The sequence below is a fragment of the Cellulomonas sp. P4_D11 genome, assembly GCF_056401915.1.
Map to the genome: position 1 here is coordinate 97,594 of NZ_JBFUIK010000003.1, position 12,849 is coordinate 110,442.

The window sequence follows — 12,849 nt, forward strand, 5'->3', positions numbered from 1 at the left end:
TAGGACGCACGACGGCCCCGGACACCGCGAAGGGTGCCCGGGGCCGTGAGAGGGATCAAAGCGTCGCGCGGACCGCCCGGGTCGCCGCGAGGATGTGCTCCAGCGACGGGGCGACCTCCTCGTAGCGGCGGGTCTTCAGGCCGCAGTCGGGGTTGACCCAGAGCTGGTCCACCGCGATGGCCTTGACCGCCTCGGTGAGCAGCTCCTCGACCTCCGCCTCGCTGGGCACGCGCGGCGAGTGGATGTCGTAGACGCCCGGGCCGATGCCGCGCGGGTACCCGGCGGCCGAGATGTCGCCGAGGATCTCCATCTTGGAGCGGGCCGCCTCGATCGACGTCACGTCGGCGTCCAGGCCGTCGATGGCGCCGATGATCTCGCCGAACTCCGAGTAGCACAGGTGCGTGTGGATCTGCGTGTCGGGGCGGACACCCGCCGTCGACAGGCGGAACGAGCGGACCGACCAGTCGAGGTACGCGGGGTGGTCCTCGACCCGCAGGGGAAGCAGCTCACGCAGGGCGGGCTCGTCCACCTGGATGACGGCGATGCCGGCGGCCTCGAGGTCGGCGATCTCGTCGCGCAGGGCCAGGCCGACCTGGTTGGCGGTGTCGCCCAGCGGCTGGTCGTCGCGGACGAACGACCACGCGAGGATGGTCACCGGGCCCGTGAGCATGCCCTTGACCGGCTTCTCGGTCAGCGACTGCGTGTACGACGACCACTCGACCGTGATCGGCTTCGGCCGCGAGACGTCGCCCCACAGGATCGACGGGCGCGTGCAGCGCGAGCCGTACGACTGGACCCAGCCGTTCTGCGTCACGGCGAACCCGTCGAGGTTCTCCGCGAAGTACTGGACCATGTCGTTGCGCTCGGGCTCGCCGTGCACCAGCACGTCGAAGCCGATCTTCTCCTGCAGCTCGACGACGCGACGGATCTCCGCCTTCATCTCCTCGTCGTACTGCTCCTCGGTCAGCTCGCCCTTGCCGAACGCGGCGCGGGCCGTGCGGATCTCGGTGGTCTGCGGGAACGAGCCGATGGACGTCGTCGGCAGCGGCGGCAGGTTGAGCCGGGCCGCCTGGGCGACCTTGCGCTCGTCGAACGAGCCGCGGCTGAAGGCGGACTCGTCGAGCGCCGCCACGCGGTCGCGCACGGCCGGGTTGACCACGCCGGGCGCCGTGCGGCGCGAGCTGACCGCGTCGGACGCGGCGAGCAGCTGCTCGTGGATGGCCTCGCGACCCTCGGTCAGGCCCTCGGCGAGCGTGACGACCTCGACGACCTTCTCGTCGGCGAACGCGAGCCAGGTCTTCAGCGTCGCGTCGAGGTTCGGCTCGTCCTCGAGCGTGTGCGGGACGTGGAACAGCGACGTCGAGGTGCCGACGGTCACCGCGGCGGCGCCGAGGCCCTCGAGCTGCTCGAGGACGGCCAGCTTGGCGTCGAGGTCGGCGCGCCAGATGTTGTGGCCGTCGATCACGCCGGCGACCAGCGTCTTGGTCTCGAGGCCGGGGACCTTCTCCGTCGGCGCGTGGCCGCGGACCAGGTCGATGCCGATGGCCTCGACGTCGGTGGCGGCGAGCACCGGGAACGCCGCGCCGAGGTCGCCGTAGGGCGCCGCGACGAGGATCGCCGGGCGCTGCGGGCGGGTCAGGTCGGTGGCCAGCGCGCGGTACGCCTCGATGACGGACGCGAGCAGCTGCTCGGCCGGGACGGCGACCGAGTCGGAGACCAGGGCCGGCTCCTCCAGCTGGACCCAGGTGGCGCCGGCGGCGGCGAGGGCCTCCAGCAGCTCCGCGTAGACGGGCAGCAGGTCGGCCAGGCGGTCGATCGGCGCGAAGCCCTCGGGTGCGTCCTCGGTCGCCTTGGCCAGGGCGAGGTACGTGACGGGGCCGACGAGGACCGGCCGCGTGAGCACGCCGTCCGCCAGCGCCTCCGTGAACTCCCGGACCGGGCGGTCGCTGGCGAACCGGAACGTGGTCTCCGGGCCGATCTCGGGGACCAGGTAGTGGTAGTTGGTGTCGAACCACTTGGTCATCTCGAGCGGCAGGTCGTCGCCGCGACCGCGGGCCACGGTCGAGTAGCCGGCGAGGTCGAGCGCGCCGTCGGCGCCGACCACGTCCGCGAAACGGGCCGGCACGGCGCCGACCACGGCGGTGGCGTCGAGCACGTGGTCGTAGAACGAGAACGCGCTCGGGATGGCCGGCACGTCGGTGGCCAGGCCCAGCTCGGCCAGGCGGGTGCGCGTGCGGCGGCGCAGGTCCGCGGCGGTCGCCTCGACCTCGTCGGCGGTGGTGCGACCGGCCCAGAAGGCCTCGAGGGCCTTCTTGAGCTCGCGGCGGGGGCCGATGCGGGGGTAGCCGAGCACGGAGCTGGCGGGGAAGGTCGGGTTGCTCATGTGGTTCTCAGTCCCTCGGGGGTCGGGCGGGTGCCGTGTCCTGCGGCCATCCGGCCAGGTCGGGAGCTGTCCGAGCTCCGCCGTCGAGGTGTGCACCCTCGAGCAGGTCAAGTGCGGCATGGTGCTGGTTGAACGTGTACAGGTGGACGCCGGGTGCTCCGCCGTCCAGGACGCCGTTGACGAGGTCGACGCTGGCGCGGATCCCCCGGCGGTGGCGGTCGAGCTCGTCGTCGGCGGAGCCGAGCAGGTCCAGGAGATTCTGCGGCACGGGGACGCCGGTCAGCTCCTGCACCCGCAGCAGGCGGGCCGGGTCGGTGGTCGGGATGATGCCCGGGATGATCGGGATGGTGACGCCGGCCTCGCGGGCCTCCGCCACGATACCCAGGTAGTCGTCGGCGTCGAAGAAGACCTGCGTGATAGCGAAGTCAGCGCCGGCCTGCTGCTTGGCCAGCAGCGACGCCACGTCCTGCGCGCGCGTGCCGCCCGTGGCGTGGTTGCCGCGCGGGAACGCCGCGACCGCGACCGACAGCGGCCGGACCCGGGCGCGGACCGCCTGCGACGGGCTGTCGGCGCAGCGCTGGGCCTCGATGTCGCGCAGCAGCTCGACCAGCTCGCCGGCCGTCTGCAGGCCGTCGGGGTGCGCCTCCCAGTCGCCGCGGTCCGACGGCGGGTCTCCGCGCAGCGCCAGGAACGAGCGGAGCCCCTCGTCGAGGAACTCCCCGACGATCTCCGTGATCTCCGCGCGCGACGTCCCGACGCAGGTCAGGTGGGCGATCGGGTTGAGGGTCGTCTCGCGCAGCAGCCGGCGGACCAGCGCGCGCGTGGTGACCCGGGTCTTGCCTGACGCGCCATACGTCACCGAGACGAAGTCCGGGTGCACCGACTCGAGCTCCCGGATGGTCGACCACAGCCGCGGCGCGGCGTCCGGGTTGCGCGGGGGGAAGAGCTCGAACGAGATGGTCGGACGGTCGTTCGCCGTATGCGCGCGCGGCTCGGGCGCGACGTGCAGGCCGGGCGTGCGGGGTTCCACGGCGGCGGCGCTCACGGCGAGCCCGTGGCGGTGGTGGCGGTCGTCGACACCGGGCTGGTGCGGTGACACGCGGTCTGCGGGGACATGGCTCACTCCATCGTCCCTGGCGGAAGCACCCACACCCTCGGCGGGGAGGGGGGTTGCTGCGGCGTCGTCGAGCCAGGTCTCTCGGCCGCTCTGGATGGTAGGCGCGATGGTAGACCGCCGATCACATGCTGGGCAACCATGCTCGGTCCGTGAGACGTGAGCGTCCGTCGAGCGTCCCCGGTCTCAGGTCGCCGACGCGCCCGCGGGCGGGCGCGGCCGGGGCGGCGCAATGTCGCGCCCGCTCACCGGCGGGCGCGCACGTCTCCCGTCAGTGCGGGCGGCGCGGGGCGAGCGTGCTCGTCTGCAGACGGCCGCGCTGCGACGGCACGTCGAACCACGAGCTGGGGGAGCCGGCGGGGACGGACAGCAGCCCGTCCTGGACCGCCGCGAGGATCCCGGCGTCGGGGACGACGTTGTCCGTCAGAGCCTCGGCCGCCGCGCGCACGGCGTCGCGCCGGCTGTCGTGGTCGGGCATCTCCGTCATGTGCGGCACTGTAGTCCGCGTCACAGTCGGTTCCGAGACCCCCACGGCAGCGTCACCCGGCAGGAGTAGTGCTCACTCCGGCGGGTGATCGCGAGCGGCCGACGGACAGGTGGCCAGGTGGTCGTCGACGACCCCGCACGCCTGCATCGCGGCGTAGGCCGTCACCGGTCCGACGAAGCGGAATCCCAGCGACTTGAGCTCCTTGGCGAGCGCGCGCGACTCGTCGGTCTGCGCCGGGACGTCCGCCCAGGTCACAGGCCGGACGTGCGCGGTCCGGTCGGGCGCGTGCGACCACAGGACTGCGTCGAGCGTGCCGCCGGCGGCGTGCAGCTCGCGCAGCGCGCGGCCGTTGGCGATCGTCGCCTCGATCTTCGCGCGGTTGCGCACGATGCCCACGTCCGCCATCAGCCGCGCGACGTCGTCGTCCCCGAACTCGGCGACCACCTCCGGGTCGAACCCGGCGAACGCCGCCCGGAACGCGGGCCGTTTGCGCAGCACGGTGATCCAGGCGAGGCCGGACTGGAAGCCCTCGAGCGCGAACCGCTCGAACAAGGCGTGCTCGCCGTGCACGGGCACGCCCCACTCCTCGTCGTGGTACTGCTCGTAGAGGGGGTTGCCGTCACCGAAGCAACGGCCGGTGCGCGGGACGTCGGTCGAGGTCATGCGTCGCAGTCTGCCCGGCGCCGCCCACACCTCTCTGCGCCGTGTGGACGGCCGGGGGCTGTGGGCGGCTCAGGTGGCGGGGTCGGCGAGCGCGATCAGCCGGTCGATGCCGTCGAGGATGAGCACCGTCCCGAAGTCGAGCTCGGGCCCGTCGGTCCGTTCGGACCGGTCGTCCGGCCCGAACGAGAAGGCGCCCGCGGCGGAGGCGCGCAGCAGCGCCGGGTGGGTGGACGGCGACGCGAGGACGCCGATGAGGTCGCCCAGGTCCGGGGCCTCCTCGGCGTCGCTCGCCGACCCGACCGCGGTGGTGCGCGCGCTGCCGGTCAGCTCCTCGGTGACCCGCAGCTGGTCTAGCGCGTGCGTGGCCAGCAGCCCGATCGCCCCGACCTTCTGCCGCTCCGACAGCGGGGTGTCCTCCAGGGCCGCGAGCATCCCCTCCATCCAGGCGAGGCGCCCCGGCCCGACGGCGTGCAGCACGGTCGTCGTCCGGGCGAGCCACGGGTGCGCCCGCAGGATCGGCTGCTGGATGGCGAGGATCAGCTCGAGCCGCTCGCGCCAGCCGCCGACCTCGGGGCCGAGCACGGGCGGCCGGCCCGCGGCCCGGTCGGACATGAGGCTGAGCACCTCGTCCTTGGACGACACGTAGCGGTACAGCGACATGGTGGTGAAGCCGAGCGACTCGGCCAGCCGCGCCATCGAGACGGCGTCCAGCCCCTCGGCGTCGGCCAGCGCGATGCCCGCGTCGGCGATCTGCTCGAGCGTGAGGCTCGGGCGCGGACCCGGCCGCCCCTCGGTCGGCCTGCGCCACAGGATGGCGATGCCGGGCGGCAGCTCGACCGGCACGCTCTCCGAGCCCGCCACCCGCACGGCCTGCCGACGCGCCTTCTCCGCCGCCCTCGCGGCCTGCTGCTGGGCGAGGGCGGCGGCGCGCTGCGCCTTCTCGGCCTCCCGGAGCTGCCGCGCGGCCTCCTTGACGGCCTGCTGCGCCTCGCGCTCGCGTTCGGCGCGCCGACGCTCCGCCTCCTGCTCGACCCGCTGGCGGTCCCGGTCGAGACGCTCGGCCTCCTTGCGGCTGCGCTCGGCCTCCTTCTGCGCCGCACGCTCCGCGTCGCGGTCGGCCCGCTCGAGCTCACGCCGCAGACGGTCGGCCTCCTTGGCCTCCGCACGCTCGGCCTTCTCGCGGTCGCGGCGCAACGCCTCGGCCTCCCGTCGGGCCGCCTCGGCCTCACGCATCTCGTCGTCGTTGCCCACGACACCTCCTTGACGGTCGATCCTACAAGTGTGTATGAAGTACACACACAGTTTACGCCATACACAGAAAGCGAGATCGCGATGACTGCTCCTGTTGTCGTCGCCCGGGGGCTGCGCAAGGCCTACGGCGACCTGACCGTCCTCGACGGCGTCGACCTCGACGTCGCCCGGGGCGAGGTGCTGGCCCTGCTCGGCCCCAACGGCGCCGGCAAGACCACGACCGTGCGCATCCTGTCCACGCTGCTGCGGCCCGACGGCGGCACGGCGCACGTCGCCGGCAAGGACGTCGTCAAGCAGCCGGCCGAGGTGCGGGCGGCGATCAGCCTCACCGGGCAGTTCGCGGCGGTCGACGACCTGCTGACGGGCGTCGAGAACCTGCACCTCATGGCCAAGCTCGCCCACCTGGGCCGCGCGGAGGTGCGCACGCGCAGCGCGGAGCTGCTCGAGCTCTTCGACCTGACCGACGCGGGCAAGCGCGTGGTCAAGACCTACTCCGGCGGCATGCGGCGGCGGCTCGACCTCGCGGTCGGCCTGCTGGCCCGGCCGCAGGTCGTGTTCCTCGACGAGCCGACGACGGGCCTCGACCCCCGGAGCCGCAACGACCTGTGGGACGTCATCCGCGACGTCGTCGCCGAGGGCACCACCGTGCTGCTGACGACCCAGTACCTCGAGGAGGCCGACCAGCTGGCCGACCGCGTCGCGGTCATCGACCACGGGCGCGTCATCGCGGACGGCACGGCGCGCGAGCTCAAGCGGGCCGTCGGCTCGGCGCACGTCGAGCTCCGGCTCAAGGACGGGTCCGAGGAGCGCATCCTCACCGACGGCTCCGTGCCCGACGTCCGCCGGATCCTCGCCGGCATCGAGGACCGCGGCGTCGCCGTCGACACCTGGGAGGTCCGCTCCCCCACGCTCGACGACGTCTTCCTCACCCTGACGGGCCGGCCCACCGAGCCCGAGTCCACGGCACCTGTCGCGCCACCCCTCGTCGCCTCCCGGGAGTACTGATGACCACGCTCACCGCACCCACGACCGCCCCCGAGGTCCCGTCCCTCGGGTGGACCTGGCACGACACGTCCGCGCTCATCGGCAGGTGCCTGCGCCGGTCCCTGCGCCAGATGGACACCGTGCTCATGGCGGTGATCCTGCCCCTGGCCCTGCTGCTCATGTTCGTCTACGTGTTCGGCGGCGCCATCGAGACGGGTGGCTCCTACGTCGACTGGGTGGTGCCCGGGATCATCTTGCTCACCGCCGGGTACGGCTCCGCCAACACCGCCGTCGAGGTGGCCAGCGACATGACCGGCGGCATCATCGACCGCTTCCGGTCCCTGCCCATCCGGCCCACCGGGGTGCTCACGGGTCACGTGGTCGCCAGCATGGCGCGCAACGCCGTCTCGACCGCGCTCGTGATCGGCGTGGCCTTCCTCATCGGCTTCGACGCGGCGGCGTCGCCCCTCGACTGGGCGGCGGCCATCGGCCTCATCGCGCTCTTCGTGCTGGCGCTCACCTGGGTCGCGGTCGCGATCGGGGTGGTCGCGTCCGGTCCGGAGGCGGCGAGCGGGTTCACCTTCGCGATCCTGTTCCTGCCCTACGTGTCGAGCGCGTTCGTCCCGCCGGAGTCGATGCCGTCCGTGCTCGAGACGATCGCGACGTACAACCCGATCACGCCCGTGACCGACACGCTGCGCGCCCTGCTGCTCGGCCTGCCCGTCGGCGACGCGTGGGTGGCGGCCGTGGTGTGGTGCGTCGGGATCTTCGTCGTCGCGCGCGTGGCGGCGGCGGTGCTGTTCCGTCGCAAGGCGTGAGTCGTCGCGAGGCCGCGCGGGTTCCCGCCGCGCGGCCTCCGGCGTGCCTGCGGTAGACCAGTGGCATGACGAGCCCGTTCCCGCCCACCGGTGCCTCCGAGCCGTCCGAGGAGCAGCCGGCGAACGGGCGTCAAGGGTGGGTGATCGCGCTGGTCGTCCTCCTGGTCGTCGCCGTCGGCGTGATCGTGTACCTGCTGCTGAACCGCGACGACGACGCCCCGGCGCCGGTGTCGTCGTCAAGCACGTCGTCCTCGCCGTCCTCGTCGTCCTCGCCGTCGCCGGAACCCTCGCAGGAGACGTCGACGGCTGCCGCGGGCTGCGCCCCGAACAGCGCGACCGCCCCGGCGGGCGCCGACGTGGTCACGGTCATCGACGTCGACGGCGACGGGCGGCCGGACCAGGCGTGGCTCAGCGCGGGCGCGGACCGCGAGCTCGGCATCACCACGGCCTCGGGCGCGACCTTCTCGACGACGATCGACTCCGCCTCGCCGGTCCCCGCCTCTGCCATCGTCAACCGCGTGCAGCGTGACCAGATCCCGATCGCGCTCGTCGACCTCGGGCGCGAGGCCCTGGTCTACTCGCTGGCGGGCTGCGCCGTGACCCCCGTGGCGAACGCGCAGGGCGCGCCGTACACCTTCGACCGCGGCTTCTCCGGCGGCGGGACCGGGGTCGGGTGCTCGACGGACGCCGGGGCGCTCCGCCTCGCGGGCCTGAACGCCGTGGCCGACGACGCGGGCACCTACACCGTGACCAGGACGTTCGTGGACCTCGACGCCGACGGCCGGCACGCGACCAACGCGGCTCCCGAGCAGGTGGCCATCGGCGCCGCCGCCGACGAACCCGTGGTGACCACCGCGCAGGAGGTCAGCTGCGGCGACCTGGTGGCCGGGACCGACGCCGGACCCGTCGAGCCTCAGTAGGCGGCGAGCGCCTTCTTGATCCGGGTGGTCGACACCGGGACGGGCGTGCCGATCTGCTGGGCGAACAGGCTGACGCGCAGCTCCTCGAGCATCCAGCGCAGCTCCCGGAGCTCCGCGTCGCGGGGGTGCTTGGCGACGGCGTCGTCGTAGAGGGCCTCGACGTCCTGCACCTGCCACGCCAGGTCGGCGTCGCGCTGCGGGTTCTCCGCGGCCTTGACCAACCGGTGGCGGGCTGCCCGCAGGTAGCGCGCGAGGTGGGGCAGCCGGGCGGCGCCGACCTCGCTGACGAAGCCGTCGTGCACGAGGCGGGCGGCCTGCGCGCGCAGGTCCTGCGCGGTGGCCAGCAGGGCGAGGCTGGACCGGTCGCGGATCTCGGCGTCGAGCTCGCGCCAGGCGGTCAGCACCGCCACGAGGTCCGTGACGACGCCGAACACGGTGTCCTCCAGCCGGTTCCGGACCGTGGCGCGCAGCGCCGCGTAGGCGTCGGCCGAGCGGATCGTGTCTGCCGGGGCGGTGAGCAGCGCCTCGATCGCGGCCAGCTGCACGTCGGTGACCAGGGCGTCCGTGCTCGGGTACGGGCTCGCGGCGAGCGTGAGCGCCTGCGTGCCGGTCCAGCGCGTCGTGATCCGGCCGGGCGTGAGACCGACGTCGAGCAGCAGCAACCGGCGCAGTCCGCGGCGGGCTGCCTCCGGCCGCGCGGACTCGTCGGCCAGGGCCCGGACGGCGACGGACGCCTTCTCCTCGACCAGCGACGGGTACGCGCGGACCGTGCCGACCGCGACGACCTCGGGCAGCTCGGGCAGGTCGGCCGGCCACGTGGTGAGGCCGGTGCGCACGACGTCGACGCTCGGTGCCGGCGGGAGGGGCGGGTCAGCCGGCGCCGCGTCCGCCGGCGTGGCGGTCCGAGGTGCGGTGCCTCCCGCGCGGGCCTCCTCCATCGCCGCCCCGACCGCCGTGCGCACCGCGTCGTCGACCGCCTTCTGCGTGCGGTCGGCCAGCCGGCGCTGCAGGACGAGCAGGTCCTTGCCCTCGTCGACCACTCCCCCGCGATCGCCCACCACGCGGAACGTCATCCGCAGGTGCGGCGGCAGGCGCTCGTCGTCGAACGCGTCGTCGGGCACGTCGACGTCCCGCAGCTCGCGGACGGCCCGCCGGAACACGTCCCGGAACGACGGCGCGGCGTCCCCCGCCCGGACCGTGTCCTCCCAGTCGGCCGTGTGCTGCGCGATCCAGGCCTCGACGCCGCGCGCCACGTCGGGCGCGGGGACCAGCTGGACGCGCACCGGCTTGGGCAGCGAGCGGATGGTGGCGGTGATGAGCTCCTCGCGCAGGCCGGGGACCATCCAGCCGAAGCCGTCGGGCGTGAGCCGGGCGAGCGTCGACAGCGGGATGTGGACGGTCACGCCGTCGGCTTCCGTCCCGGGCTCGAACTGGTAGGTCAGCGGCAGGCGGAGGTCGCCCTGCGGCCAGCGCGACGGGAACGCGCCCTCGTCGATCGCGCCGGCCTCGCCCACCAGCAGCTCGCGCGTGAACGTCAGCAGGTCGGGGTTCTCGCGGCGCGCGGTCTTCCACCACTGGTCGAAGTGGCGGCTCGAGACGACGTCGTCCGGGACCCGCTCGTCGTAGAACGCGAACAGGGTGTCGTCGTCGACCACGAGGTCCCGACGCCGCGCGCGTGCCTCCAGCCCCTCGGCCTCGGCCAGCAGGCGCCGGTTCTCGTGGAAGAACGCGTGGTGGGTGGTCCACTCGCCCTGCACCAGCGCGTGCCGGACGAACAGCTCGCGCGCGTGCTCCGGGTCCACCGTGGCGTAGAGGACCCGGCGCTGGTTGACGATGGGGACGCCGTAGAGCAGCACCTTCTCGAACGCCGTCGCGGCGCCCTGGCGGGTGGACCAGGCAGGCTCCGAGTAGGTGCGCTTGACCAGGTGGGAGCCCACCTCCTCCGCCCACTCGGGCTGGATGCGCGCGACGTCGCGGCCCCACAGGCGGCTGGTCTCCACCAGCTCGGCCGCCATGACCCAGGCCGGGGGCTTCCGGGCGAGGCCCGACCCCGGGAAGATCGCGAACCGCGCACCGCGGGCACCGAGGTACTCGTTGCGGCCGCGGCGGTCGGGCCGGCCCGGGGTCTTGCCCCGCGTCGAGACCTCGGTCGCCTCCTGCATGCCGATCTGCGAGAGGAGCCCGGCCAGGATCGCGACGTGGATCCGGTCGCCGTCCCACTCGAGCTGCAGACCGTCCGTCTCCTGAGCGGCGCGCGGCGCGTTCACGACGATGCCGAGCGGCCTGGCCAGCTCGCGCAGCTGCGTGACCACGTCCTGCCACTCCCGGATGCGCAGGTAGTTGAGGTGCTCGGCCCGGCACATCCGGCGGAACGCCGACCCCGACAGGTCCCGCTGCTGGTCCCGCAGGTAGTGCCAGAGGTTGAGGTAGGTGAGCAGGTCGGACGTGGGATCGGCGAACCGGGAGTGCGCCAGGTCGGCCTTCTCGCGCTCGTCGACCGGCCGCTCGCGCGGGTCCTGGATCGAGAGCGCAGCCGCGATGATCATGACCTCGCGCGCCACGGAACGGCGGCCACCCTCGACGATCATCCGCGCGAGCCGCGGGTCCATCGGCAGCTGCGCGAGGGCGCGGCCGGTCTCGGTCAGCCGCCCGTCCCCCAGCGCCCCGAGCTCCGTGAGCAGCTGGACGCCGTCCCGGACGGCCCTCGTGTCCGGCGGGTCGACGAACGGGAAGTCGCCGATGTCTTCCGGGGTCGTCGCGACGCCCACCGCGATCATCTGCAGGATCACCGACGCGAGCGATGTACGAAGGATCTCGGGCTCGGTGTACAACGGCCGCGCGTCGAAGTCGTCCTGCGAGTACAGCCGGATCGCGATGCCGTCCGCGACGCGCCCGCACCGGCCCGAGCGCTGGTTGGCGGACGCCTGCGAGATCGGCTCGATGGGCAGCCGCTGGACCTTGGTGGCCTTGGAGTACCGGGAGATCCGGGCCGTGCCGGGGTCGATGACGTACCGGATGCCCGGCACGGTGAGCGACGTCTCGGCGACGTTGGTGGACAGGACGACGCGCCGGTTCTGGTGGCGCTCGAACACCCGGTGCTGCTCGGCGGCGGACAGGCGGCTGTAGAGGGGGAGCAGCTCGACGGCCCCGGGGGTGCGGGGGTCGGAGACGCGCGGGCCCAGCGAGCCGCGCAGGGCGTCCTCGGCGTCGCGGATCTCCCGCTCGCCCGAGAGGAACACCAGGATGTCTCCGGGGCCCTCGGCGCAGAGCTCGTCGACCGCCTCGCAGATGGCCGTCATGGGGTCGCGGTCCTCGGTGCCCCGCTTCTTCGTCGGCGCGGCACCCTCCTCGACGTCCGGCGACAGTGGGCGGTACCGGATCTCCACCGGGTAGGTGCGGCCGGTCACCTCGACCACCGGGGCCGGTGTGCCGTCCGCGGAGGCGAAGTGCCGTGCGAACCGGTCCGAGTCGATGGTGGCCGACGTGATGACGACCTTGAGGTCCGGCCGCTGGGGAAGCAGCCGCGTGAGGTACCCGAGGATGAAGTCGATGTTGAGCGACCGCTCGTGGGCCTCGTCGATGATCAGGGTGTCGTAGGCCCACAGCATCGGGTCGCGCTGGATCTGCGCCAGCAGGATGCCGTCGGTCATCACCTTGACCAGGGTCGACTCGCTCGACTCGTCGGTGAACCGCACCTGATAGCCGACGATCCCGCCCAGGGGCTGTTCGCCCACCAGCTCCTCGTTGATCCGCTCCGCGACGCTGCGCGCGGCGATCCGTCGGGGCTGCGTGTGGCCGATCTGCCCGGCGCGGCCCCGGCCCAGCTCGAGCGCGATCTTCGGGATCTGGGTCGTCTTGCCGGAGCCGGTCTCCCCGGCCACGACGACGACCTGGTGGTCGCGCAGGGCGTCGGAGATCTCGACGCGACGGGCGCTGACCGGCAGCTGCTCGGGGTAGACGATCGGCGGGAGCTCGACGGCGCGGCGGGTCTCGGCGGCGTGCGTGCGGCGGGCCGCCGTCCGGGCTGCGTCGTCGCGCGCGCGTCCGGCGGTGCCGGGCTGGCGCCCGCGGCCGCGTCCCCGGCGCGACGCCTTGCGGGGTCGCCCGTCTCCGGACCCGGACGGGTCGGCGGGGGCGGGGGACGGCGTGCTCACGAGGGCCCAGTCTCCCAGGTCGTCGCCGGGAACCGCTCCTTCATTCGTCGTGGGCGAACACCCGTCGATGTCCGC

The 12,849-nt window shown here is 73.6% G+C and carries 9 protein-coding genes and 1 riboswitch; of the genes, 3 read left to right on the forward strand and 6 right to left on the reverse strand.

The window, feature by feature from the left end:
- Nucleotides 1–55 precede the first annotated feature (55 nt).
- From metE to AC1DT4_RS03090, 5 genes are all read right to left on the reverse strand, one after another.
- A complete protein-coding gene (metE, locus tag AC1DT4_RS03070) occupies nt 56–2,383 on the reverse strand; it encodes a 5-methyltetrahydropteroyltriglutamate--homocysteine S-methyltransferase (RefSeq protein ID WP_477088292.1) in 2,328 nt (775 codons plus the stop codon).
- 7 nt (nt 2,384–2,390) lie between these two features.
- Nucleotides 2,391–3,428, reverse strand: coding sequence for a methylenetetrahydrofolate reductase (locus tag AC1DT4_RS03075; RefSeq protein WP_477088389.1), 1,038 nt, complete (start codon nt 3,426–3,428; stop codon nt 2,391–2,393).
- 76 nt (nt 3,429–3,504) lie between these two features.
- A riboswitch (SAM riboswitch) is annotated at nt 3,505–3,601 on the reverse strand.
- Nucleotides 3,602–3,768: 167 nt separating this feature from the next.
- Nucleotides 3,769–3,984, reverse strand: coding sequence for a hypothetical protein (locus tag AC1DT4_RS03080; RefSeq protein ID WP_477088293.1), 216 nt, complete (start codon nt 3,982–3,984; stop codon nt 3,769–3,771).
- A gap of 72 nt (nt 3,985–4,056) precedes the next feature.
- Nucleotides 4,057–4,647: a DNA-3-methyladenine glycosylase I gene (locus AC1DT4_RS03085; protein WP_477088294.1), complete on the reverse strand. Its 591-nt coding sequence runs from the start codon at nt 4,645–4,647 to the stop codon at nt 4,057–4,059.
- A 69-nt stretch (nt 4,648–4,716) separates the two neighbouring features.
- Nucleotides 4,717–5,898, reverse strand: coding sequence for a TetR/AcrR family transcriptional regulator (locus tag AC1DT4_RS03090; protein WP_477088295.1), 1,182 nt, complete (start codon nt 5,896–5,898; stop codon nt 4,717–4,719).
- Nucleotides 5,899–5,979: 81 nt separating this feature from the next.
- On the opposite strand from AC1DT4_RS03090, the gene AC1DT4_RS03095 reads away from it, so the two are divergent.
- From AC1DT4_RS03095 to AC1DT4_RS03105, 3 genes are all read left to right on the forward strand, one after another.
- On the forward strand, nt 5,980–6,903 hold the full coding sequence (locus tag AC1DT4_RS03095) for an ATP-binding cassette domain-containing protein (protein WP_477088296.1): 924 nt from the start codon (nt 5,980–5,982) through the stop codon (nt 6,901–6,903).
- The gene (locus AC1DT4_RS03100; protein WP_477088297.1) at nt 6,903–7,700 is read left to right on the forward strand and encodes an ABC transporter permease; all 798 of its coding nucleotides are present in this window, start codon (nt 6,903–6,905) and stop codon (nt 7,698–7,700) included. The genes AC1DT4_RS03095 and AC1DT4_RS03100 overlap by 1 nt, the downstream gene beginning before the upstream one ends.
- A 65-nt stretch (nt 7,701–7,765) precedes the next feature.
- Nucleotides 7,766–8,620 carry a hypothetical protein gene (locus AC1DT4_RS03105; RefSeq protein WP_477088298.1) on the forward strand — a complete coding sequence of 285 codons (855 nt, stop codon included), beginning with the start codon at nt 7,766–7,768 and terminating at the stop codon, nt 8,618–8,620.
- Here the strand turns inward: AC1DT4_RS03105 and hrpA are convergent.
- Entirely contained in the window at nt 8,614–12,774 is a 4,161-nt protein-coding gene (hrpA, locus tag AC1DT4_RS03110; RefSeq protein ID WP_477088299.1) for an ATP-dependent RNA helicase HrpA, read from the reverse strand. The genes AC1DT4_RS03105 and hrpA overlap by 7 nt on opposite strands.
- Nucleotides 12,775–12,849 lie beyond the last annotated feature (75 nt).